This is a genomic window from Streptomyces sp. NPDC104761, from assembly GCF_055583445.1.
Genome location: NZ_JBVJNZ010000005.1, coordinates 399,953 through 421,745, shown reverse-complemented (window position 1 = coordinate 421,745; position 21,793 = coordinate 399,953). Strand labels below are relative to the sequence as shown.

Below are 21,793 nucleotides of genomic sequence, written 5' to 3'. Positions count from 1 at the left end.
GAGCGCCGTACGTGCAGCACAGCAACTCGACCGTCAACCGCCAGGTACGGCTCATCGGCCCGAAGCCTGTCTTCGCGCTGCCCAAGGGCAACAGGATCCGGTCAGTGCCCCTGTCGGCTCAGCTGGTCTCGGCCCTCAAGGCTCACATGAAGGAGTTCCCGCCGGTCGAGGTCACCCTGCCCTGGGGCAAGCCGGATGGCGAGCCGAAGACCTTCCGCCTTCTCTTCGTCGACGAGAAGAAGCGGGCCTACAACCGCAGCGTGTTCAACATGGGCGCCTGGAAGCGTGCCCTTGCCGCCGCCGGCGTCATACCTCCCCGCGAGCGCGGCACGCGCTACCTCCAGGCGGCCCCGGTAGACGGCATGCACGCCCTCCGGCACGCCTACGCCTCTGTGCTCCTGGACGCGGGGGAGAGCATCAAGGCGCTCTCCGAGTACCTCGGGCACTCGGACCCGGGCTTCACGCTGCAGACGTACACGCACCTGCTGCCGTCCAGCGAAACCCGCACACGCAAGGCGATCGACGACGGCCGCCCGCCGGCCCCTCCCCGGCACCAAAAAGGGCGAGGCCCGAAGACCCCGCCCGAAACCGCCGTAAGCTCAGGTCAGGGCCACACCAGGCAGTACGGCTGATGCCCCGCCTCATGCAGCCGATGGCTGAAGTCCTGCCACTCGTGCAGCAGCTGGTACACGTTGAACGCGTCCCGCGGGCCGCCCCGGTCCGGGACCGTCGACCAGATGAAGGCCGCCGCGCCGACCGCTTCCTCGCCTATGCCGCGCAGGGGGTCGACCACCGTCATGGGGAGCTTCACGACCGCGTAGTCGGGGTGCAGCACCACCAGCTCCAGCGGCGGCACCTTGTGCAGAGGCACGCCTTCGATGCCCGTCAGCACCATCGCGGCCATCGTCTCCGGCTTGATCTTCGTGAACATGCCGTTCATGCCGAGCTCGTCGCCGCCGAGTTCCTCGGGGCGCATCGAGATCGGGACCCGGGCCGCGGTCGCGCCGTCCGGTGCGCCGAAGTATTTGTACGTCACCCCCACCCGACCACCATTCCTGCTCCCGGTCTGCAGACGGTCGATCCGCCGCTCGCTCCGCTGGCCGCGATCCCTCTGATCGCGGTCCCGCTGATCGATACGTCGGTCGCGCCGGTCCGACTCACTCGGTACGCCCTGTTCCTGACGTGCTGCTTCGGCCGATTCCTCCGCGTCGCGCCGGTGCCTTCCCCGTTGGGCACGTCGAGGACCCAGGTCATCGGTCCCCTCGCCCAGTCCGCCACCGCGATGCATATCTCCACCCGACTGCTTTTCTAGGACGCGTGGCCCCCGCCGCGCAACCCGATCATCGTGTCAGTGACCTCCCCCACGGCCGCCCGCCGAAACGTGCGTCGAAACATCAGTCCGCAGGATCTTTACAGCCTCCGGCCGCCTGCGTACCGGATGAGCTGGGTGTATCGGATCACAGTCTCGCAGATGCCCCGGGCGCTGTGCGGGGAGCGCGGTCCTCCGCTGCGAGGAGACCGCCGCCTTCCGCCTACCCTGAGGAGGTCACCACGCATCCGGAGTCCGAGAAGTCGGAGAAGCCGCACGTCATGAGTGCCCAGAGCGAAACGCCCTATCCCTACGACGCGCCCGTCTCACAGGCGCTCTTCGACCGCGCCTCCGCCGTCACGCCCGGCGGCGTGAACTCCCCGGTGCGCGCCTTCCGCGCCGTCGGCGGCACCCCCCGGTTCATGGTCTCCGGCAAGGGGGCCTACCTGACGGACGCCGACGGGCGCGAGTACGTCGACCTCGTGTGCTCGTGGGGGCCGATGATCCTCGGGCACTCGCACCCCGAGGTCATCGCCGCCGTCCAGGAAGCAGTCTCCCGCGGTACCTCGTTCGGTACCCCGGGTGAGGGCGAGGTCGCCCTCGCGGAGGAGATGGTCGCGCGGATCGGGCCCCTGGAGCAGGTCCGGCTGGTCAGCAGCGGGACCGAGGCGACCATGTCCGCCATCCGGCTCGCCCGCGGGTTCACCCGGCGCACCAAGGTGATCAAGTTCGCCGGGTGTTACCACGGTCACGTCGACAGCCTGCTGGCCGCCGCCGGTTCCGGCGTCGCCACCTTCGCGCTGCCCGACACGCCCGGTGTCACCGGTGCCCAGGCCGGCGACACGATCGTGCTGCCGTACAACGACCTGGAGGCGGTGCAGGAGGCCTTCCACCGGCACCCCGGGGAGATCGCGTGCGTGATCACCGAGGCCTCGCCGGGCAACATGGGGGTCGTGCCGCCGCTGCCCGGGTTCAACCAGGGGCTCAAGGACACCTGCGCCAGGAACGGCGCCCTGTACATCTCCGACGAGGTCATGACCGGGTTCCGGACCAGCCGGGCCGGGTGGTTCGGGATCGACGGGGTGGTGCCCGACCTGATGACCTTCGGCAAGGTCATGGGGGGCGGCTTCCCGGCCGCCGCCTTCGGCGGGCGGGCGGACGTCATGGCGCACCTCGCCCCGGCCGGGCCCGTGTACCAGGCCGGCACCCTGTCCGGGAACCCGGTCGCCACCGCCGCGGGCCTCGCCCAGCTGCGGCTCCTCGACGACGCGGCGTACGACAAGGTCAACGCCGTGTCGGAGCAGATCCAGGGGCTGGTCCGCGAGGCGCTGAACAAGGAGGGCGTCGCGCACCAGGTGCAGACCGCTTCCAACATGTTCTCCGTCTTCTTCGCCAACCGTCCGGTGCGCACCTACGAGGACGCGCGGCGCCAGGAGTCCTTCCGGTTCACCGCCTTCTTCCACTCCCTCCTCTCCGACGGCGTCTACCTGCCGCCGTCGTCCTTCGAGTCCTGGTTCGTCTCCACGGCCCACGACGAGCGGGCCATCCAGAAGATCGCCGACGCCCTCCCGGCGGCGGCCCGAGCGGCCGCGGAGGCCACGGCAGCATGAGCGTGCAGAGTGAGAAGAGCGGGCAGGGCGGGCAGCAGGACATCACCGTCGTGCATGTGATGCGGCACGGGGAGGTGGCCAACCCGGACGGGGTGCTGTACGGGAGACTGCCCGGCTACCACCTCTCCGAGCTCGGGCGGCAGATGGCCGACCGGGTCGCCGAGCACCTCGCGTCGCGGGACGTGACGTACGTCGTCGCCTCCCCGCTGGAGCGCGCGCAGGAGACCGCGACCCCGATCGCCAAGGCGCACGGGCTCGACCTCGCCACCGACGAGCGGCTCATCGAGGCCGAGAACATCTTCCAGGGCAAGACCTTCGGCGTCGGCGACGGAGCACTGAAGAAGCCCGCCAACTGGAAGTACCTCGTCAACCCGTTCCGGCCGTCCTGGGGCGAGCCGTACGTCGACCAGGTCGTGCGGATGAAGAGCGCTCTGGACACGGCGAGGGACCGGGCCCGCGGGCACGAGGCCGTGCTGGTCAGCCATCAGCTGCCGATCTGGATCCTGCGGTCGTACGTCGAGAACCGCCGGCTCTGGCACGACCCGCGCAGGCGGCAGTGCACCCTCGCCTCCCTGACGACTTTCACATACGAGGGCGACAGGATCGTTTCCGTCGGCTACTCCGAGCCCGCCATCGACCTCGTCCCGGCCCACCTCCGCGCCGGCGCCAAGCCGGTGCAGGGGCAGGGGAAGGCCTTCGGGGCGTGAACTCGGTGCCGTTCAAGCCGGCTTCAACCGGCTGCAGGCAGCTTCACCTGGCTTCATGAGAATAGTCTGAAAATATATGGTTCCTTCGGGAACCTCCCCGTTCGTCCCGCCCTCTGAGTGGGTGACCACCAGAGGACGTGACGAATCGGGGAACCATGCGGACCTTCACCCGAAGGGGAATGCTCGGCGCCGGCGCGGGTGCCACGGCCGGACTCGCACTCGGCCTCGCCGGCTGCGGCACACTCACCGGTTCGGACGGCTCGACCCATGCCGCCGGTTCCACCAAGGAGCCGTCGAAGAAGCCGTCGAAGACGCCGAGCGCCCGCCCCCTCGGCGACGGCTCCACCGCCGACAGCGGCAAGCAGCCCCACCAGCCCGCCGCCCCCGAGCCGCTGGAGCCCGGCCAGACCCCGCCGCAGTTCGTGATCTTCTCCTGGGACGGCGCCGGCGAGGTCGGCACCGGCCTCTTCCCCCGCTTCCTGGACCTGGCCAAGGAGCACGGCGCGTCGATGACCTTCTTCCTCTCGGGGCTGTACCTGCTCCCTGAGTCGAAGAAGCGGCTCTACGACCCCCCGAACAACCCCCGCGGCGCCTCCGACATCGGTTACCTCACCGACGAGCACATCAAGGCGACGCTCGCCAACGTCCGCCGGGCCTGGCTCGAAGGGCACGAGGTGGGCACCCACTTCAACGGCCACTTCTGCGGCGGCTACGGCACCGTCGGCAACTGGACGCCCAAGCAGTGGCGCAGCGAGATAGACCAGGCCAAGGCGTTCGTGAAGGAGTGGCGGACCAACTCCGGCTGGACCGACCTGCCCCCGCTCCCCTTCGACTACGACAAGGAGCTGGTCGGCGGCCGTACCCCCTGCCTGCTCGGCCAGAACAACCTGCTGCCCACCGCACGCGAGCTCGGCTGGCGCTACGACGCCTCCTCGCCCGGCGGCCGCCAGGTCTGGCCGGAGAAGAAGCTGGGCATCTGGGACCTGCCCCTGCAGCAGATACCGTTCCCGGGCCGCTCCTTCGAGGTCCTCTCCATGGACTACAACATGCTCGCCAACCAGTCGGTCAACTCGACCAAGGCCCCCGCCTACAACTACCCGCACTGGCGGACCCAGTCGGCCCAGGCGTACATAGCGGGATTCCAGCGGGCATACACGACAAACAGGGCGCCGTTCTTCATAGGCAACCACTTCGAGCAATGGAACGGCGGCATCTACATGGACGCCGTCGAGCAGGCCTTCAAGCACATCGCCCGCGAGAAGGAGAAGGGCGCCGACGTCCGCCTGGTCTCCTTCCGCCAGTTCGTGGACTGGATGGACGTACAGAAGCCGGAGGTCCTGACGAAGCTGCGCACCCTGGACGTGGGGCAGCGGCCGGCCGGTGGGTGGAAGGCCTTCCTGAAGCAGGGTGCGGCGGCCTGAAACAAGCGGGGTGCGGCGGCCTGAAAAGGGGCGAATCCCGGACCCAGGGGGGTGCGCAAGATCCCCAGAACGGGCATGCGAAACTTTTCACATGAGTACCCGTAGCCGCGCCCTCCTGCTCGGCGCCACGGCCGCCGCGGCAGCCCTGACCCTGTCCGCGTGCGGCAACGGCGGCACGTCCGGCGGAGGCGGCAACACCAACTTCGTCACCGGCAAGGACGGCATCGACACGGTTGCGGAGGGCCACCGCGCGGCGGCCCCCGACCTGTCCGGCAAGACCATCGACGGCGGCACGCTCGACGTCGCCGACTACAAGGGCAAGGTCGTCGTCATCAACGTCTGGGGCTCCTGGTGCAGCCCCTGCCGGGCCGAGGCGCCCAACTTCGCCGCCGTCTCCAAGGAGTACGCGAGCAAGGGCGTCCAGTTCGTCGGCATCAACACCCGCGACACCAGCACCGGTTCCGCGGTCGCCTTCGAGAAGCAGAACGGCATCGACTACCCGAGCCTGTACGACCCGACGGGCAAGCTGATGCTCCGCTTCAAGAAGGGCACGCTCAACCCGCAGGCCATCCCCTCCACCCTGGTACTCGACCGGCAGGGGAAGATCGCGGCGCGCTCGCTGGCGGCGCTCAGCGAGGAGAGCCTGCTGAAGATGGTCAAGCCGGTCGTCGCGGAGAAGTGACGTGAGCGCACTCCTCACGGTCGCGGCCGCGACAGACGGACCGAACACGACCGTCATGAACGGCGCCCTGCTGGTCGCCCTCCCGATCGCGCTGCTCGGCGGGCTCGTCTCCTTCTTCTCGCCCTGCGTGCTGCCCCTCGTCCCCGGTTACCTCTCGTACGTCACGGGGGTCGCCGGCACCGACCTGGCGGAGGCCCGGCGGGGGCGGATGGCGGTCGGCGCCTCCCTCTTCGTCCTCGGCTTCACCGCCGTGTTCGTGTCCGGCGGGGCCCTGTTCGGCTACTTCGGTCAGACCCTCCAGGAGCAGTCCGGCATCCTCAGCAGGGTGCTCGGGGTGCTGATGATCGCCATGGGCGTGTTCTTCATGGGCATGATGCCCTGGTTCACCCAGCGCGAGTTCCGCTTCCACAAGCGGCCGGTGGCCGGTCTGGCCGGGGCGCCCTTGCTGGGCGCGCTGTTCGGCATCGGCTGGACACCGTGCATCGGCCCGACCCTGTCGGCCGTCACGAGCCTGTCCTTCAGCCAGGCGAGCGCCGGCCGCGGCGCCATACTGACCGTCGCCTACTGCCTCGGCCTCGGTGTCCCCTTCGTGCTCACCGCGGTCGCCTTCCGCAAGGCGCTCGGCGCCTTCGGCTGGGTCAAGCGCCACTATGTCTGGGTGATGCGCATCGGCGGCACGATGATGATCGTGACCGGTGTGCTGTTGCTGACCGGGGCCTGGGACAGCCTCGTGCAGGAGATGCAGGGCTGGTCCGACGGCTTCACTGTGGGGATCTGATCGATGAGCAAGACCGAAACCGACAACAGCGAGCCGGACCTCGGCGCGGCGGGCTCGCAGCTGTCCACCGCCCCGGCCGAGCCGCCGGCCGCCCCCGGGCTCGGGGTGATCGGCTGGGCCCGCTGGTTCTGGCGGCAGCTCACCTCGATGCGGGTCGCACTGCTGCTGCTCCTGCTGCTGTCGCTGGGCGCGATCCCCGGCTCGCTGATCCCGCAGTCCGGCGCCGACATCAACAAGGTCGCCGAATTCCAGAAGTCCCACAAGACGCTCGCACCGGTCTACGACAAGCTCGGCCTCTTCCACGTCTACAGCTCGGTGTGGTTCTCGGCGATCTACATCCTGCTGTTCGTCTCGCTCGTCGGCTGCATCATCCCGCGCGCCTGGCAGTTCGTGGGCCAGCTGCGCGGCCGTCCGCCGGGCGCCCCCAAGCGGCTGGACCGGCTCCCGGCGTACACGACCTGGCGGACCACGGCCGCGCCGGAGGAGGTCCGCGAGGCGGCGCTGAAGCTGCTGAAGAAGCGGCGCTTCCGGTCGCACCTCGCCGGGGACGCGGTCGCCGCCGAGAAGGGCTACGTCCGCGAGTTCGGCAACCTGGTCTTCCACGTCGCGCTGATCGTGCTGCTGATCGCCTTCGCCTCCGGCCAGATGTACAAGTCGGACGGCACCAAGCTGGTCGTCGAGGGCGACGGGTTCGCCAACTCGATCCTGCAGTACGACGACTTCAAGTCCGGCTCCATGTTCAGCACCGACGACCTGGTGCCGTTCAGCTTCGACCTGAAGAACTTCCACGCCACCTACCAGACCAGCGGTCCCAGCAAGGGCACAGCGGTCTCCTTCGCCGCGGACGTCGACTACAGCGTGGGCGCCTACGGCAAGTCGAAGCGGACCACCATCAAGGTGAACGAGCCGCTGCACATCGACGACGCCAAGGTCTACCTCGTCAGCCACGGCTACGCGCCCGTCATCACGGTCCGCGACAGCAAGGGCAAGGTCGTCTACCACGACGCCGTCCCGCTGCTCCCGCTCGACAGCAACGTCACCTCCCAGGGCGTGGTGAAGGTGATGGACGGCTACCAGGACGCCAAGGGCGTCAGCGAGCAGCTCGGCATCTCGCTGTTCTTCCTGCCGACCTACGGCGGCGGTTCCTCGGTGCTCTCCAGCTTCCCGGCGCTCGACAACCCGGTGCTGAACCTGACGCCGTACCACGGTGACCTGGGCGTCAACTCGGGCATCCCGCAGAGCGTGTACCAGCTCGACAAGACCCACATGAAGGAGTTCAAGGACTCCAAGGGCGCGCAGTTCCGGGACAACCTCAAGCCGGGCCAGACCATGCAGTTGCCGAACGGCGCCGGGTCCGTGACGTTCGGGAAGGACGTCAGGGAATGGGCCGGCTTCGAGATCGTCCAGGAGCCCGGCAGCGGCTGGGCGCTGGGCGGCGCGCTCGCCGCGATCTTCGGCCTGGCCGCCTCGCTGTTCATCCAGCGCCGCCGCGTGTGGGTGCGCGCGGTGCAGGGCCCCGACGGCGTCACCGTGGTGGAGATGGCCGGGCTGGGCCGCAGCGAGTCCGCGAAGGTGCCGGAGGAACTGGGCGACCTCGCGGGAATCCTCTACGACCAGGCGCCAGGGGCCCCCGACGCCGAAGAAGACGACGAACCCGTCACCTCCCCCAACCCCGAAGTCGTACCTGCCGAAGGGCCTGAGAAGCGATGACTTCCCCAGCCGTGACCACGCTCGCCGCGACCAACGAGCATCTCGCGAGCATGAGCAACACGCTCATCTACTCCTCGATGGCCGTCTACACGCTGGCCTTCTTCGCCTACATCTTCGAGTGGCTGCTCGGCAGCCGCAGCCGGGTCGCGCGCACCGCCAACGCGCTCACCACCGACGCGGCGGCGAAGAAGGCGCCCGCCGTGACGGTCAAGAAGGCCGGCGGCACCGCCGTGCTGGAGCGCCCCCAGGTCGTGGTCCGCTCCTCGGCGGGCTCGCGGGACGTGCCGGACGGGCCCGGCGCCCACGGCGGCGACGAGCAGGGCGACCTCTACGGCCGGATCGCGATCTCCCTCACGGTCCTCGCCTTCCTCGTGGAGCTGGCGGGCGTGGTCACCCGCGCGGCCTCCGTGCAGCGGGCGCCGTGGGGCAACATGTACGAGTTCAACATCACGTTCTCCACGGTCGCGGTCGCCGTCTACCTGACGCTCCTCGCCCTGAAGAAGAACGTCCGCTGGCTCGGCCTCTTCCTGATCACCACGGTCCTCCTCGACCTCGGCCTCGCGGTCACCGTCCTCTACACGGCGAGCGAGCCGCTGGTCCCGGCCCTGCACTCGTACTGGCTGTACATCCACGTCTCGACGGCGATCTTCTGCGGCGCGGTGTTCTACGTCGGCGCGGTGGCCACGATCCTCTACCTCTTCAAGGACGCCTACGAGAGCAAGCTGGAGAACGGCGGCAAGCCCGGCAGCTTCGCCACCTCGGTGCTGGAGCGCCTGCCCGCCTCGGCGTCCCTCGACAAGTTCGCGTACCGCGTCAACGCGGCCGTCTTCCCCCTGTGGACCTTCACGATCATCGCGGGCGCGATCTGGGCCGGCAGCGCCTGGGGCCGCTACTGGAACTGGGACCCCAAGGAGACCTGGTCCTTCATCACCTGGGTCGCCTACGCCTGCTACCTGCACGCCCGCGCCACCGCCGGCTGGAAGGGCCGCAAGGCCGCCTACCTGGCGATGATCGCCTTCGGCTGCTGGCTCTTCAACTACTACGGCGTCAACATCTTCGTCACCGGCAAGCACTCCTACGCGGGCGTCTGATCCCGCCAGGGGCGACACTGGTGTCATGACCGGTTCCATAGAACAGGGCACCAGTCAGACCCACGGGAGAACGCACATCCTCCACTTCCTGGTGCGCCTCCCGAAACCGGCGGACCGGGTCTGGCCGAGCCTGTCCACCCCGGCGGGCCTGGCCGCCTGGTTCACCACGGCCGACGTCCTGCAACCGCGCCTGGGCGGCACGGTCACCCTCGGTGACCTGGGCACGGGCACGGTGACCGCCTGGGACGTCGACCGCATCGCCGAGTACACGGTGGAGGGCGGCGGCAGAATCCGCTTCCACCTGGAGCGCGACGGGGAGACCGGCAGCGCCCTGCGCTTCACCCACGAGTTCAAGGGCGAGGTGGAGACGGAGCCGGCGTGGCGAGCGCGTTTCGAACGTTTGATTGAAACCCTGGGTCCTTGAAGGAGCGGTAGCTGCGCGACCAGCCCCCACCCACCCGCACCGCCTACGACGGCGGCAGACACTCCGCACTCGGCGGCTTCCCCTCCGGCCACGCGATGGTCACGAACCTGGACCCGCCCTCCGGCCGCAGCTCGACGATCGGTACCGCCTTGTCGTACGGATTCCCGTGCGCGTCCAGGCAGATCCACCCGCTCGCCCCGTCCACCCGCAGCGACCCCTTCACCTGCGGCCACTGCAGCCCCACGTCGGCGAGTACCGGCACGGACCTCCCCTCCGGCACCGCCTCGCGAATCCCGTGCACCGCGAGCCGTATCGCGTCGTAGGCGATGATCAGCTGACCGTCCTCCAGGGCCACCGGCCCGACCGGCCCCACCGGTGCCTTCGCCGCGCTCTTCAGCAACCCGCTCAGCGTCGCCATGTCCGCCGCCGAACCGCCCGTCCGCGGGCTGCCCCTGCCCCACGCGTCCGGATGGGCAAGGGCGGTGTAGCGGACGGAGAGGTTGTGCCGCAGGGCGCTGCGGTCCAGTTTCGCCTCGCCGGTCAGGTACGACCCCTCGTCCCCGGTCAGCACCGTGAACTTCCGGTCCTGGCAGCCTCGTCCGCCCAGCGCGTTGACGAACTGCCGCAGCTGGGTGTGGCGCCCCGCGAACAGGATCGTGTCCGTCGTCCGCGAGGTGTCGCAGACCAGGTTGGTGATCTGCCGGAAGGTGTTCGCGGTCGTCCCCTCCTTGCTGCGGTCGGCCGGCGGCGTGAACGGCTGCGGCTCGTACGGCGAGCCGTTGATCAGCGCCGCGAACGACGTCTGGAGCGTGCGCGTGTACGGGTCGCCCGGCTTGTCGTAGACGAGCAGCGCCCGGCCCGCGCTCACCTTCGCGAAGGAGGTTAGGGCGCGGGCCTCGTCGGTGTTGGTGGGAGAGACCCGGGCGAGGCCGGGGTAGGGGTCCTTGCCGTCCTGGCCGTTGGCGAGGTCGTCCGCGGTGATCGACGAGCCGACCACCGGGATGCCCAGCCGGGTCAGCTCCTTGACGGCCTTCTTGTTGTCGTCGGTGCTCTGCCCGACGCCGGCGACCGCCCGCAGCCGGTCCGTGCCGCCGGTCATGCCCGCCAGCTGTGTGACCATCCGTTGCCAGTACTGGCTGGTCGCCCCGGGGTTGGCCAGCACCAGCCGGATCGCCGGGGACTGGCCGTTGGACTCGTGGTTGGCCTGGTACTGGGCCAGGTAGGTGCCCTGCAGCTCGTGCTGGATGTCGGCGAGGCTGGCCGCGGCCGTCGCGGTGTAGGGCAGCATCACCGCGACCGTGACGTAACTCCCGGGCCTCAGGCGGGCGTTCTCGCGGGCGATCGCCTGCACGGTGTTCCGCAGCTGCGGATGCCCGAAGTCGTACGCGGTCGTCGCCACGCCCACGCACTCGTCGCTGCCCTCGGGGCGGGCCACCCCCGGCGCGCAGGACCGCTCGTCGTGGACGGCCGCCCGCACCCCGACGACCAGCCCGGCGACCACCGCGGCCGTCACCAGCAGGGCCAGATAGCGGCGGAGCGGAATCTCCCAGACGCCCTCACGCAACCACGTGCCCACGCCCCGCCCCGCCATCACGCCACCCCGCTCCGCTCGTCGTCGCCCGCGTCACCCTCGTCGTCCCCGTCCTCCGCCGGCGGACGTCCCGCCAGCGCGGCCGCCGGCCAGTCCCGGGAGGCCCGCCACAGCAGCGCGTTGCCGGCCGGCCGCAGGTTGGACAGCTGCTCCAGCTCGAACCGCAGCCGGTCGGCGACCTTCGGGTCGGGCAGCACCAGCGGGTCGGTCAGCAGCCACACCGCGTGCAGCAACCGCCGTATCCGCAGGTGCAGTACGCCGTCCACGCCGTCCGGCACCCGCTGCTGGGCGTCCGTGCGGCCGAGCGCCACCGCGGCCCGCCGGTCACCGTGGCCGGTGAAGTCGCGGCCTTCGGCGTCGTGGGCGTGGAAGTAGGGCGCGGCGGCGACGAAGCGCAGAGTGTGCAGCCAGCCGCGGGTGTCCAGGACCGGGAAGCTGTCGCGCAGGTGGGCGACGGCCGGTCCGGTCCGGCCCAGGGCCAGTTGGTGGTGGAGCCGGAAGCGGGCGTGCGCGTCCGGCCGGTCCTCGGTGTAGTACGCGACCAGCGTCTCGTGGGCGGTGCGCCAGCCACTGTGGTCGGCGTCCCGCAGGTGCAGCCGGAGCAGCAGCAGGGTCCGCACGAAAGGGTCCCCGACGAACTGGCCGGGCACGGTGGGCAGTCCCTCCTCGGCCAGCCGGTTCTGCAGGGCGCGTACGTCGGCCGGGCCGAAGTCGTCCGGGAGCAGCGCGGCGGCCAGCGCGCACGCCGAGTCGTGGTCGTGGGCGGCGGCGAGGACGGTCAGCTCGTCGAGGCGGTCGGCGGGGACCAGCCGGTCGAGGAGCCGGAGGTAGGCGGGGGCGGCGGGGCCGTCCTCGACCGGCCGTACGTCGGCGGTCAGCAGGTCGGCCAGCGATCCGGCCCGCTCCGGGTGCTGCGCCGCGGCCTCGGCGAGCAGGGCGATGCCCAGCGGGTTGCCGCGGGTCAGCCGGTGCACGGCGTGCGGGAGCTGCGGCGCGGCCGGGGCGCCGACCAGGTGCAGGGTGTCGTCGGGGGTCAGCGGCGGGAGCGCGACCAGCAGCGCCCGCGAGGAGGGGACGGCCGGGTCCGGCGTCCACTCGCTGCGCCGGGCGACCCCGGCCAGCTCCCGCCGGGTGCCGCCGCGCAGCAGCTCCCGGCCGTCGCCGCGCAGTCCGGCGACGAAGGCCACCTGGTCGGCGACGCCCTCGGCGCGGTCCCTGAGCACCGCGTCCAGCAGGCCGGGCCCCGGCCCGGTCTGGACGTTGTCGACGAGCACCAGCGGCCGGCCGAGCCGTTGCATCCGCGGCAGCACGCCCGCGTACGCCTCGGTCAGGTCGGCGAGCAGCGCCCGCACGAGGTACCGCTCGGCGTGCTCGCGGGAGGTGCCGCCCGCGCGGAAGTGCCCGGAGAGCAGGATCAGCCCGCGCTGGGCGTGGCCGCCCGCGTTCGGGTACGTCCGGTACCAGACCGACGCCTTCTGGTGGCGGCGGCTGGCGAAGCCCTCGGCGACCGACTCCAGGGTGGCCTCGATGGCGCCGGAGACCAGCGGCCCGGTCCCGGTCGCGGCGGCGACCACCTTCGCCGCGACCTTCCCGGCCCACCGCCCGGCGAAGCCGGTGATCCACGAGCCGCTCTCGTTCAGCAGCAGGATCCGCTCCACCTCGCGCCGGATCCGCTCCGAGTCCGCGTCGCCCCAGCCGCCGGCCGCCACCGCGACCAGACCGGACATCAGCCGCGGGAAGGTGATGCGCCCGGCGCCGGTGACCGGTTCGGCGAGCTGCTCGGCGACGACCAGGAGCGCCTGTGCGACCGGCGACCAGGACTCCGCGGGCCGTTCCGGCGGCGGCCCCGCGAACTGCGCCTCCGCGCAGTCGGCGAACGCGACCGGGGTGTGCCCCTTGTACGCGTCCCGCAGCTCGCCGAGCACCGCGCTCTTGCCGAGCCCCCGCGCCCCGGTCAGCACGACGAACGGCAGCTCACCGGGGTGTTCGAGGGGAAGGGCACGATGCTGGTACGGCCGTAAGCCGACGATTCTCGGCACGAGCCCGGCCGGCTCGACGTCGAACAGCGCCCCGCGCCCGTGCAGCCGTCTGTGCAAGGCAGTCCCCCCTCAACACGAGTGTAGGAAGGGGGAGTTGCTTCAGGCCAGATCGCATGATGACTGTTGGGTCACGAATCCTGACGCTGTGGGATCAGCCGACGGTGATGGAGTCCAGCTTCTCCCGCAGGTAGACGTGCGAGTCGACCGGCGGGTACGCGACCCGGCCGACCGGCGCCGGGACGGACTCGACGAGGGTGCCCGGGGTGCACTCGCCGAAGTAGACGAGGGACATCAGCTCCTCGGCGGGCGCGTCGGTGGGCGGCGGCAGCACCCGGTGCCGTCCCGACCGCCACCGGTCGCCGGTCCAACGGGCCATCAGGTCACCGATGTTGATGGTGAAGGCGGCCGGGTCGAAGGGCGCGTCCTCCCACCCGCCCTCGTCGGTGTACACCTGCAGCCCGCCCTTGCCGGCCTGCCGGTCCAGGATGGTCACCGTCCCGAAGTCGGTGTGCGGCCCGATCCGGAACTGCCCGGGCTCGGGCTCGCCGACCACGTCGGTGCCCGGGTACCAGTTGATGTTGAAGCCGTACGTCGGATGGTCCATGTGCCTTGAGAAGAAGTCCCGTTCGAGCCCGAGCGCGTACCCGAGCAGGGACAGCAGCTCCTTCTCGAGGTCGGCCATCCGGTCCAGGTACTCCTCGCACAGGGTGCGCAGCTCCGGCACCTCGGCCGGCCACACGTTGGGCGCGTACCACTCCGCGTTGACCACCGGGTCCTCGAACGGCTCGTGGGTCGCGAAGGTCAGCGACTCCTTCAGGTCGGGCGGGGTCTCGGTACCCTCCGAGTAGCCGTTGGCCTCCGCGCCGGGCCCGAGCCAGCCGCGCCCGCCGACCTTCGCCTCGTACACCCGCTTGGCCTCGGCGGGAAGCGCGAAGAACCGGCGCGCGGCCTCCCGGACGGCGGTGCGCAGCTCCGGGTCGACCCCGTGCCCGGTGACGAGCAGGAAGCCGGCGGTCCGCAGGGCGGAGTCGACGGTCCGGGCGAGGTCCTCCCGGGCCGCCGGGTCACCGTCCAGCCAGGGACGCAGATCGATGGTGGGGATACGGGGCCTGGGCTCACTCACCGATGTCCTCATTCCACAGAGCGGGGTTGTTCTCGATGAAGTCGTGCATCAGGGCGACGCACTCGGCGTCCTCCAGCAGGACGATCTCCACGCCGTGTTCGGCCAGCCACTCGTGGCCGCCGTGGAAGGTGACCGCCTCGCCGATCACGACCCGGGAGATGCCGAACTGGCGGACAAGACCCGAGCAGTACCAGCAGGGCGACAGGGTCGTCACCATGGTGGTCCCCCGGTACGACCGCTGCCGGCCCGCCGCACGGAAGGCGGCCGTCTCCGCGTGCATCGAGGGGTCGTCGTCCTGCACCCGCCGGTTGTGCCCGCGGCCGAGCAGGGCGCCGTCGGCGCCGTAGAGCGCGGCACCGATGGGGATGCCCCCCTCGGCGAGCCCCGCACGGGCCTCGGCGACGGCGGTGGCGAGCCAGGTACGGGCGGTACGGGCTTGCAATGGGTCCATGACGACACTCTCCCGTGGCCGAAACACGTGGGCAACGTGCGGAAAGTAGCCTCCGGGCAACCCCCGGCCGGACGAAATGTCAGCGGCCGTGCCCGTCCCCTGGAGGCCGCCGTGCCCGCACTCACCCTCCGCGAAGTCCTCGCCCTCGACCCCGTGCGGGCGGCCCGCCCCGAACTGCTCGCGGGCGACGGCGCCCTCGACCGCCCCGTCCGCTGGGTGCACTCCAGCGAGGTCTACGAGGGCGCCAACTTCCTCGACGGCGGCGAACTGCTCCTCACCAACGGCTTCGGGCTGACCGACGCCGGCGACGAGGTCCGCCGCCGGTACGTGCGGGAGCTTGCGGCGCGCGGTGCGGCCGGTCTCGCGGTGGAGGTCGGGCGGGCCCTGCCCAGCATGCCGCCCGAGGTGACCGACGAGGCCTGCCGCCTGGACCTGCCGCTGTTCGCCCTGCACCGGGTGGTGCCCTTCGTCCGGATCGCCGAGGCCGCGAACCGGGCGATCGTGGCCCGGGGACTGTCCGGCCGCCGTACGGTCGTCCGGCCCTGGGGCGACGACCACGCGGCGGCGCTGCTCGCCGACCTGGCCGACGGGCAGGCCCTCAACCAGCCCGAGGTGGAGGCCCGGGCCGCCCTCGCCGGGTTCCACCCCGGCCCCGGCGCCCGGCTGCTCGGCGTCTCGCTGCACGGCAGCCGGGGCGTGGGCGCGGTGGACCGGGCGGCGCGGGCGCTGGGCGGGGCCGGAGCGCTGCGGGCCGTGTTCCCGGGGGACGTCCTGGCGCTGCTCGCCGTACCGGCGGCCGTCCCCGGCGATCCCGTGCGGGCCGTGCAGGAGGCGTTCCGGGGCGCCGCCGAGGCGGGGGCGACGGTCGCCGTCGGCCACGGGGTCGGACCCGGCGGCTGGCTGCACTGGAGCGAGACGCTGCGCGCGGCCCGCACCACCCTCGAACTCGCGCTGACCGTGCCGCCCGCCGAACCGGCCGTGCCCGAGGGTCCGGCGGTGACCTCGGCCCGCGCCCTCGCCCTGGAGCGGGAGCTGACCCGGGGCGGCGTCGCCGCCAACCGCGACCGCCTCGCCGCGCTCGTCCAGCACACCCTCGGCCCGCTGCTGGCCTGGGAGGCCGCCCACCCCAGCGACCTGGTCCGCACCCTGGAGGTGCACCTGCGGCACGGCTGCTCCCCGACCCGCACGGCCGCCCTGCTGCACATCGGCCGCCAGTCCCTCTACCAGCGCCTGGAGCGGATCGAGTCCCTCCTCGGCCTGGAGATCGACGACCCGGACCTGCTGGGCGAACTCCTGACGGCGGCCTGCGCGCACCGGGTGGTGCGGCAGCGCCCTGAAGGGGCGCGGGGAACTGCGCGACCAGCCACGACGGTGCGGCAGTCGGCAGACGACATGGCGCGGCACCTCTGGCGGAGCGCCTAGGCGCGGAGCGCCGCGGCTGCGGGCCGGGCCATCGCCTCGCCCGGACGGCCCGCACCTGGTCGGGGGGCAGCGGGTGCGCGTACCGCGGGCCGCACGCAGGCTGGGAGCGTGGGCGACGGGATCAGCGGTGAGGGCGATCGATGATCGTGACGGTGGTGTCGGTGCCGGACGGGGGTACGACGACGGTCCCCGTGCCGGAGGCACGCCGGCGGCTCGCCACGGACCGGTTCCTCCTCCTCGGCGTCGAACTGCCCGAGGAGGAGGAACCGGCGGAGGGCCCGGCCGAGGAGCCGGTGGTCCGGCAGCTCGGCCTCGACGACGAGGACCTGGAGTGGTTCGGCCGGCCGGGCGGGTCCCCGCGGGCCGAGTTCCTGGGCGACACCGCCGGGTTCGTCGTGCCGGTGGTCCGGGCCGGCCAGGTCCACCATGTGCACGCCCTGGCCTCCGAGACCTTCCTGGTGGTCGTCCACTGGGGCCGCCGGGCCGGCCTGGCGGGGGACATCAGGGCACTGGTGCGGCGGGAGCGGCCGCGCGACGCGGTGGCCGCGCTGTTCCTGCTGCTCCAGGAAGCGCTCTCGACGTTCCGGCGGGCCGCGGTGCAGGCGCTGCTCCAGGTGGAGGAGCTGGAGGACGACATGTTCGAGGCGCGGCGCCCCGAGCAGGTCTACCGGCTGTCCCAGCTGCGCCGCCACTCCGCCGTCCTGCACCACGCCCTGCTGCCCTACCTCCAGGGGGTCGACGAGGTGATCACCCGCAGGATGCTGAGCCCCGACTTCCCGGTGGAGCGGCAGCGGCTGGCCCAGGAGTTCCAGCGGGCGTCACGCCTGGTCCTCGCGGACATCGAGTCCCTCCAGGACGCGAGCCGCCGGGCCTTCGCCAGCTACGGCTCGCTGGTCGCGGGCGAACAGAACGGCGTGATCAACCGGTTGGCCATCGTGTCGGTGATCTTCCTGCCGCTGTCGTTCCTGACCGGGTTCTTCGGCATGAACTTCGAGTTCCTGACGAACCGGCTGGAGACCCGCGACGAGTTCTGGCTGCTCGCCGTGGGTCTCCAGTTGATCGCTGTGGTCGGGTCGCTGTTCCTGCTGCACCGGAGCCGGATCTGGCGGCGGTTGCGGGACGACGACTGAGGGCGCCGGGGGTACCCCCGGCGCCGCTTTGGGGCGCTAGACGCGAGGGCGCTTTCGCAGCGCGGCGTAGAGGAGGGCGCTCAGCGCGAAGCCGACCAGCGGGGTGATGTCGCCGAAGGACGGCCAGTGCTTCGGGACGTAGCCGACGTAGTCCTCCTGGTTGGAGAAGAGGGGGACGGAGACCGCTACGCCGATCAGCAGGGCGGCCAGCCCCGGCCAGTTGGTGAAGGTGCGGTCGGTGAGGCGGGCGGAGAGTTCCGCGTCCGTGGCGGTACGGCGCTGGAGCCACCGCTCCACCAGGACGACGCCCAGCCAGGGCGCCACCCAGTAGGCGATGACGAGCAGGAACGCCTCGTAGGCCGCGCCCGCGTCGTCCAGCGAGGCCCAGGCGGCGGCCGTACCGGCGATGCCGGAGACCACGACCAGGGCGCTGCGGCTCAGCCAGGTGGGGAGCTTGAGGCCGAAGGAGGCGATGGAGATCGCGCCGGAGTACACGTTGAGGGCGTTCGCCGAGACGCCGCCGAGCATGATGGCGAGGAGGACGAGGTCGCCGAGCCAGCCGGGGAGGTGGCCGGTGAAGGCGGCCGTCGGCGTGGCGTCCTTCGGGGCGATGATGGTCGCCGAGGCCGCGCCGATGACGGCGACGATCGACACCGACACGAACAGGCCGACGGCCGGCCACAGGACCGTCTTCACCTTGTTCGCGGTGCGCGGCAGGTAGCGGGAGTAGTCGGTGGCGTACGGGTTCCAGCCGGCCGCGTAGCCCCAGGCCGCGCTGAACGCGAGCAGGAAGCCGCCGACGCCGCCTCCGGAGCCGCCCCCGCCGAGGTCCGCGTCCTTGAAGGTCCACACGCCGGCCAGCAGGAAGATCACCGCGAGCGCCGGGAACGCGTACTTCTCGAAGGTGTGCACGAAGTTGTGGCCGATGAAGCCGATCAGGATCTCGGCGACCACGACGAGGAGGAGGGAGGGGAGCGGGCGCAGGCCGGTCAGGGTGTTGAGGGCGAAGGCGGCGCTCACGCTGTTCACCGCGAACCAGCCGACGCCCGCGAGCAGGCCGTTGGCGGCGGAGGGCAGGATGTTGCCGAGGAAGCCGAAGGAGAAGCGGCCGATCACCATCTGCGGGACGCCGAACCGTGGCCCGTCGAGGGACAGCACGCCCTGGGTGACCGCGCCGATCGCGGTGCCCAGCAGGATCGCGGCGGTCGCCGTCCAGAAGTCCAGGCCGAAGAAGAGGACCGCGATCACGCCGATGTAGACGGTCGCGAACTCGATGTTGGGAGAGGCCCAGGTCCACAGCAACTGGAGCGGGCTGCCGTGGCGTTCGGCGTCGGGGATCGGTTCCGAGCCCGCCGCCTCCACGGCGATGACCCGGTCGCCGTACTCGGGCGCGATGCTGGTGGTGGAACCGGCGGGAGCAGTCGTCATACGAGGTAAGTGTCGGGATCGCTCCCGGTGCGGCCCAGGGGCGCACTGTCCGCTTCGGGCGGCTCACCGGCGTACAACCTGCACGCATGCGGGAGCTTCCGGAGGTCTGGCGTCCTCCGGAAGCTCGGTGCGCAGCGCTTCGACCGGGTCAGCCGTTGGTGCAGGCGTTGGCGGCCGCCGGGTTGAGCAGGCCGATGACGTCGACGCTGTCGCCGCACAGGTTGATCGGAGTGCTGATCGGCACCTCGATGAGGTTGCCCGACAGTACGCCCGGGCTGTTGGCCACGGAACCGGTGGCGTCGGCCCCGTTGTCGGCGAACGCGGCGGTGGTGCCGCCGAGGACGAGAGCCGTGGCGAGGGCGCCGGTGGCGGCGAGGGCTCGGATGCGCATGAAAGCCTCCTGGTAGGGGGTGCGAACGCGTCCATCACAACCGCCCGTCACCGGGCCCGCACGCGGTGCTGGTCCGATCGGCGCAACCGGCCCCGGGGCCGGTGCTCACGTCACGCGGCGAGGCGGTCCGCCAGCTCCTTCGCCTTGCTGGCCGCGTCCTGGAGGGCGCGGTCGCGGGAGGCCTCGTAGAGCGGCACGAGCTCGGCCATCGCCGGGTTCTGCGGGGCCATCGTCAGCTCCGGCACGATGAAGTCGACGTCCAGGCCGAGGCCGTCGCCGAGCAGCGCGGACAGGTAGTTCTGGACGTACTCGTACGGCTCCCGCGGGGTGCCCGGCGCGTACGAGCCGCCGCGGCTGGCCACGACGGTGACCGGCGTGCCCTTGGCGGACGGCGTCTCGCCCATCGTGCGGCCGAACAGCACCACGTTGTCCAGCCACGCCTTGAGCGTCGAGGGGATCGTGAAGTTGTACATCGGGGCGCCTATGAGCACCGCGTCCGCCTGCTCCAGCTCCTCGATCAGCCGCACGCGGGCCGCGAAGGCGTCCGCCTGCTCGGGGCTGTGGGTGGCGGGGTCGGCGAAACCGGCGGTGTGGGCGGCCGCGTTCAGGTGCGGTACGGGGTCGGCCGCGAGGTCGCGGTAGATCACCTTGCCGTCGGGGTGCTGCGCCAGCCAGGCCGTGCGGAAGGCGTCGGTGACGGCACGGGAGGAGGAGGCGCCGCCCGGGAGGAGGGACGAGTCGATGTGGAGAAGCGTGGCCATGAGAGGTCTCCGGATACACGGGCCCAGGACAGAGCCGCAGGGCTGAGAATTCGTACTCAGCTATAGATAACACAGGTGCTTACTTTTTTGCAGCTCCTTCCTTCCGGTGGGGCTGTACCCTGATGCCATGGCGGTGGAGCAGGTCCATGACCCGGAAGCGTGCAAGGGCGTCGATGACGGCATCACGCGTGTCTTCCAGGTGCTCGGCAAGCGCTGGAACGGCCCGATCCTGTCCGTCCTGCTGGATCAGCCCACCCACTTCGCCAGCCTGCGCCGTGCCGTTCCCGGCATCAGCGAGCGCATGCTCTCCGACCGGCTCGCCGAACTGGGCGCGGCGGGACTCGTGGTCCGCGAGGTCGACGAGGGCCCGCCCCTGCGGGTCTCGTACCGGCTCACCGCGGCGGGCGCCGCGCTGGAGCCGTCGCTGAAGGCGCTCGGGGAGTGGGCGCGGGAGCACCTGCCGGACTCGCCCTGCTGACGGCCGGCTACGGGGCGCCTGTCACACTGCCCCGGCACTGCCCCGGCAAGGAAGAAGATCCGGGCCGGTGGGCTCCGGCGCGTCTCCCGCAAGCGGACAATTCCTTGGGACAGCAAGGTTGGCCGTCGCAGGTCAGCGGAGTACCCGCGGGCGACTTCGCGGCCCGTGGGCAGCTCGTCGGCAGGGCCGCAGCACAGACTGCCGGACTGCCCCTCATCCTCCGGTGAAGTAGGACGGCTGACGGACGCTCATACTCCGCGCGATCGAGGTCAGCATGGCCGCGCTCACCGGCGGCGATGTTGCCTGGATGTCCGCCACCGTGTCGCCGACCCGGATGTAGTAGGAGACGTACTGCGAGTTCCCCGAACGCCACACCCCCGGTGCGACGGCGGTACAGGCGGGGGCCGGGACGGGATAGCTGGAGTTGACCGCGGCGCAGTGCGACGGTGGGGTGAACTGCGGCTGCACCGGCGCGACGACGACCTGGACCTCCCGGTGCAGCTCCGCCATGGTGGTCGCCTTTCGGCCGTCGGGGGCGAGACGGTAGAAGAAGGTGGGCGCGGTGAGGGTCTCGGTCCCGACACCCTCGATGTGGTAGCCGCTGGGGACCCGCGGTCCGAGCAGCGGGACCCGGCTCGCCGACAAGGCCGCATCCTGCCGGCTGTCGTCGGCCTGCGAGACGGCGAACGTGTTCACCGGCACCACCAGCGCAAGCGCCACCACCGTCGCCACGCGCGGCAGCCACGGGCGCAGAGACGCGGTGAACCACGCAGCGAGGGCGAAGGCGGCGGTCGGCAGCGCGAACTGGACCCAGCTGATGCCGCCCGGGAGCGCGGGGAGTGTGTCCAGCGCCGTCAGATACCGCAGCAGGTACCAGCTCAGACCGACGCCGAGCAGCGCGGTGAGCCACGCCGGGCGCACCCCGAGCATCCGCAACACCGGCCACCCGACGACAAGCAGCACGAACGGGATGGCGTCGCCCCACAGCACGACCACCCCGACGCAGCCCCAGTCGGGGGCGTTCCGGCAGGCGGAGGAAGAGACCAGCAGCCACTCCGCGAGGAACAGCGCCACCGTGAGGCCGAACCCCACGCCGGCCGCCCGCAGCGTGCGCCCACGCGGCCGCCGCAGGCCTGGTACCGGTTCAGCTGCCCCCGAGCTCGTCACTGCGCACCCCCGTGATCGCCTTCCGCAACGGGAGCACTCTGCCTCGCCTCGCCCACCCTCCACCTGAGCACGCGTACTCA

General features: G+C 71.4%; 20 protein-coding genes and 1 pseudogene. 12 read left to right on the top strand and 9 right to left on the bottom strand.

Annotated elements, in window-relative coordinates; all coding sequences use genetic code 11:
• Positions 1-32: 32 nt before the first annotated feature.
• A pseudogene (locus ACZ63F_RS17430) lies at positions 33-632 on the top strand (tyrosine-type recombinase/integrase); the annotation flags it as partial.
• Here the strand turns inward: ACZ63F_RS17430 and ACZ63F_RS17425 are convergent.
• A complete protein-coding gene (locus tag ACZ63F_RS17425) occupies positions 605-1,288 on the bottom strand; it encodes a hypothetical protein (RefSeq protein ID WP_351957427.1) in 684 nt (227 codons plus the stop codon). The pseudogene ACZ63F_RS17430 and the gene ACZ63F_RS17425 sit on opposite strands and share 28 nt — an antisense overlap.
• A gap of 302 nt (positions 1,289-1,590) precedes the next feature.
• Between ACZ63F_RS17425 and hemL the strand changes: the two genes are divergently transcribed.
• From hemL to ACZ63F_RS17385, 8 genes are all read left to right on the top strand, one after another.
• The gene (gene hemL / locus ACZ63F_RS17420; protein WP_469711919.1) at positions 1,591-2,919 is read left to right on the top strand and encodes a glutamate-1-semialdehyde 2,1-aminomutase; all 1,329 of its coding nucleotides are present in this window, start codon (positions 1,591-1,593) and stop codon (positions 2,917-2,919) included.
• Complete coding sequence (locus ACZ63F_RS17415) at positions 2,916-3,626, top strand: histidine phosphatase family protein (RefSeq protein ID WP_469711918.1); 711 nt, start codon at positions 2,916-2,918, stop codon at positions 3,624-3,626. The genes hemL and ACZ63F_RS17415 overlap by 4 nt, the downstream gene beginning before the upstream one ends.
• 155 nt (positions 3,627-3,781) lie before the next feature.
• Positions 3,782-5,047 carry a polysaccharide deacetylase family protein gene (locus ACZ63F_RS17410; RefSeq protein WP_469711917.1) on the top strand — a complete coding sequence of 422 codons (1,266 nt, stop codon included), beginning with the start codon at positions 3,782-3,784 and terminating at the stop codon, positions 5,045-5,047.
• A 91-nt stretch (positions 5,048-5,138) separates the two neighbouring features.
• Positions 5,139-5,729, top strand: a complete 591-nt coding sequence (locus ACZ63F_RS17405; RefSeq protein WP_469711916.1) for a TlpA family protein disulfide reductase — start codon at positions 5,139-5,141, stop codon at positions 5,727-5,729.
• Between the two features lies 1 nt (position 5,730).
• Positions 5,731-6,507 carry a cytochrome c biogenesis CcdA family protein gene (locus ACZ63F_RS17400; protein ID WP_352354180.1) on the top strand — a complete coding sequence of 259 codons (777 nt, stop codon included), beginning with the start codon at positions 5,731-5,733 and terminating at the stop codon, positions 6,505-6,507.
• Between the two features lie 3 nt (positions 6,508-6,510).
• Positions 6,511-8,217: a cytochrome c biogenesis protein ResB gene (gene resB / locus ACZ63F_RS17395; protein ID WP_469711914.1), complete on the top strand. Its 1,707-nt coding sequence runs from the start codon at positions 6,511-6,513 to the stop codon at positions 8,215-8,217.
• Positions 8,214-9,308 (top strand): c-type cytochrome biogenesis protein CcsB, encoded by a 1,095-nt coding sequence (ccsB, locus tag ACZ63F_RS17390; protein ID WP_351957434.1) that lies wholly within the window; start codon positions 8,214-8,216, stop codon positions 9,306-9,308. The genes resB and ccsB overlap by 4 nt, the downstream gene beginning before the upstream one ends.
• A gap of 25 nt (positions 9,309-9,333) precedes the next feature.
• On the top strand, positions 9,334-9,732 hold the full coding sequence (locus ACZ63F_RS17385; RefSeq protein ID WP_469711912.1) for an SRPBCC family protein: 399 nt from the start codon (positions 9,334-9,336) through the stop codon (positions 9,730-9,732).
• Between the two features lie 43 nt (positions 9,733-9,775).
• On the opposite strand, the gene ACZ63F_RS17380 is transcribed toward ACZ63F_RS17385, so the two are convergent.
• From ACZ63F_RS17380 to ACZ63F_RS17365, 4 genes are all read right to left on the bottom strand, one after another.
• Positions 9,776-11,323 carry a type 1 periplasmic-binding domain-containing protein gene (locus ACZ63F_RS17380; RefSeq protein ID WP_469711910.1) on the bottom strand — a complete coding sequence of 516 codons (1,548 nt, stop codon included), beginning with the start codon at positions 11,321-11,323 and terminating at the stop codon, positions 9,776-9,778.
• Complete coding sequence (locus ACZ63F_RS17375) at positions 11,323-13,419, bottom strand: hypothetical protein (RefSeq protein WP_469711909.1); 2,097 nt, start codon at positions 13,417-13,419, stop codon at positions 11,323-11,325. Before ACZ63F_RS17375 ends, ACZ63F_RS17380 begins: the two co-directional genes overlap by 1 nt.
• A gap of 94 nt (positions 13,420-13,513) precedes the next feature.
• Complete coding sequence (locus tag ACZ63F_RS17370; protein WP_469711908.1) at positions 13,514-14,485, bottom strand: isopenicillin N synthase family dioxygenase; 972 nt, start codon at positions 14,483-14,485, stop codon at positions 13,514-13,516.
• On the bottom strand, positions 14,478-14,936 hold the full coding sequence (locus ACZ63F_RS17365; protein WP_469711906.1) for a nucleoside deaminase: 459 nt from the start codon (positions 14,934-14,936) through the stop codon (positions 14,478-14,480). Before ACZ63F_RS17365 ends, ACZ63F_RS17370 begins: the two co-directional genes overlap by 8 nt.
• 111 nt (positions 14,937-15,047) lie before the next feature.
• Here ACZ63F_RS17365 and ACZ63F_RS17360 point away from each other — a divergent pair, with 111 nt between their 5' ends.
• Together ACZ63F_RS17360 and ACZ63F_RS17355 are read left to right on the top strand one after the other, a co-directional pair.
• Positions 15,048-16,358 carry a PucR family transcriptional regulator gene (locus ACZ63F_RS17360; RefSeq protein ID WP_469711905.1) on the top strand — a complete coding sequence of 437 codons (1,311 nt, stop codon included), beginning with the start codon at positions 15,048-15,050 and terminating at the stop codon, positions 16,356-16,358.
• A 140-nt stretch (positions 16,359-16,498) separates the two neighbouring features.
• Positions 16,499-17,488, top strand: a complete 990-nt coding sequence (locus ACZ63F_RS17355) for a magnesium transporter CorA family protein (protein ID WP_469711904.1) — start codon at positions 16,499-16,501, stop codon at positions 17,486-17,488.
• Between the two features lie 36 nt (positions 17,489-17,524).
• Here ACZ63F_RS17355 and ACZ63F_RS17350 read toward each other — a convergent pair whose 3' ends face one another.
• The 3 genes from ACZ63F_RS17350 to ACZ63F_RS17340 all read right to left on the bottom strand — a co-directional run bounded on the left by ACZ63F_RS17350 (position 17,525) and on the right by ACZ63F_RS17340 (position 20,068).
• Positions 17,525-18,916: a purine-cytosine permease family protein gene (locus ACZ63F_RS17350; protein WP_469711902.1), complete on the bottom strand. Its 1,392-nt coding sequence runs from the start codon at positions 18,914-18,916 to the stop codon at positions 17,525-17,527.
• A gap of 148 nt (positions 18,917-19,064) precedes the next feature.
• Entirely contained in the window at positions 19,065-19,307 is a 243-nt protein-coding gene (locus tag ACZ63F_RS17345) for a chaplin (protein WP_469711900.1), read from the bottom strand.
• 110 nt (positions 19,308-19,417) lie between these two features.
• Positions 19,418-20,068, bottom strand: coding sequence for an FMN-dependent NADH-azoreductase (locus ACZ63F_RS17340; RefSeq protein WP_469711899.1), 651 nt, complete (start codon positions 20,066-20,068; stop codon positions 19,418-19,420).
• A gap of 127 nt (positions 20,069-20,195) precedes the next feature.
• Here ACZ63F_RS17340 and ACZ63F_RS17335 point away from each other — a divergent pair, with 127 nt between their 5' ends.
• Complete coding sequence (locus tag ACZ63F_RS17335; RefSeq protein WP_469711897.1) at positions 20,196-20,546, top strand: winged helix-turn-helix transcriptional regulator; 351 nt, start codon at positions 20,196-20,198, stop codon at positions 20,544-20,546.
• 213 nt (positions 20,547-20,759) lie between these two features.
• Here ACZ63F_RS17335 and ACZ63F_RS17330 read toward each other — a convergent pair whose 3' ends face one another.
• Positions 20,760-21,638, bottom strand: coding sequence for a hypothetical protein (locus ACZ63F_RS17330; protein WP_469711895.1), 879 nt, complete (start codon positions 21,636-21,638; stop codon positions 20,760-20,762).
• Positions 21,639-21,793 lie beyond the last annotated feature (155 nt).

Excerpts from the sequence above, each read along its gene's own strand:
- ACZ63F_RS17380 (WP_469711910.1), bottom strand. The coding sequence starts at position 11,323 with ATGGCGGGGCGGGGCGTGGGCACGTGGTTGCGTGAGGGCGTCTGGGAG.
- ACZ63F_RS17405 (WP_469711916.1), top strand. The coding sequence starts at position 5,139 with ATGAGTACCCGTAGCCGCGCCCTCCTGCTCGGCGCCACGGCCGCCGCG.
- ACZ63F_RS17340 (WP_469711899.1), bottom strand. The coding sequence starts at position 20,068 with ATGGCCACGCTTCTCCACATCGACTCGTCCCTCCTCCCGGGCGGCGCC.
- ccsB (WP_351957434.1), top strand. The coding sequence starts at position 8,214 with ATGACTTCCCCAGCCGTGACCACGCTCGCCGCGACCAACGAGCATCTC.
- resB (WP_469711914.1), top strand. The coding sequence starts at position 6,511 with ATGAGCAAGACCGAAACCGACAACAGCGAGCCGGACCTCGGCGCGGCG.
- ACZ63F_RS17350 (WP_469711902.1), bottom strand. The coding sequence starts at position 18,916 with ATGACGACTGCTCCCGCCGGTTCCACCACCAGCATCGCGCCCGAGTAC.
- ACZ63F_RS17355 (WP_469711904.1), top strand. The coding sequence starts at position 16,499 with ATGATCGTGACGGTGGTGTCGGTGCCGGACGGGGGTACGACGACGGTC.
- hemL (WP_469711919.1), top strand. The coding sequence starts at position 1,591 with ATGAGTGCCCAGAGCGAAACGCCCTATCCCTACGACGCGCCCGTCTCA.
- ACZ63F_RS17425 (WP_351957427.1), bottom strand. The coding sequence starts at position 1,288 with ATGCATCGCGGTGGCGGACTGGGCGAGGGGACCGATGACCTGGGTCCT.
- ACZ63F_RS17345 (WP_469711900.1), bottom strand. The coding sequence starts at position 19,307 with ATGCGCATCCGAGCCCTCGCCGCCACCGGCGCCCTCGCCACGGCTCTC.
- ACZ63F_RS17415 (WP_469711918.1), top strand. The coding sequence starts at position 2,916 with ATGAGCGTGCAGAGTGAGAAGAGCGGGCAGGGCGGGCAGCAGGACATC.
- ACZ63F_RS17335 (WP_469711897.1), top strand. The coding sequence starts at position 20,196 with ATGGCGGTGGAGCAGGTCCATGACCCGGAAGCGTGCAAGGGCGTCGAT.
- ACZ63F_RS17365 (WP_469711906.1), bottom strand. The coding sequence starts at position 14,936 with ATGGACCCATTGCAAGCCCGTACCGCCCGTACCTGGCTCGCCACCGCC.
- ACZ63F_RS17385 (WP_469711912.1), top strand. The coding sequence starts at position 9,334 with ATGACCGGTTCCATAGAACAGGGCACCAGTCAGACCCACGGGAGAACG.
- ACZ63F_RS17410 (WP_469711917.1), top strand. The coding sequence starts at position 3,782 with ATGCGGACCTTCACCCGAAGGGGAATGCTCGGCGCCGGCGCGGGTGCC.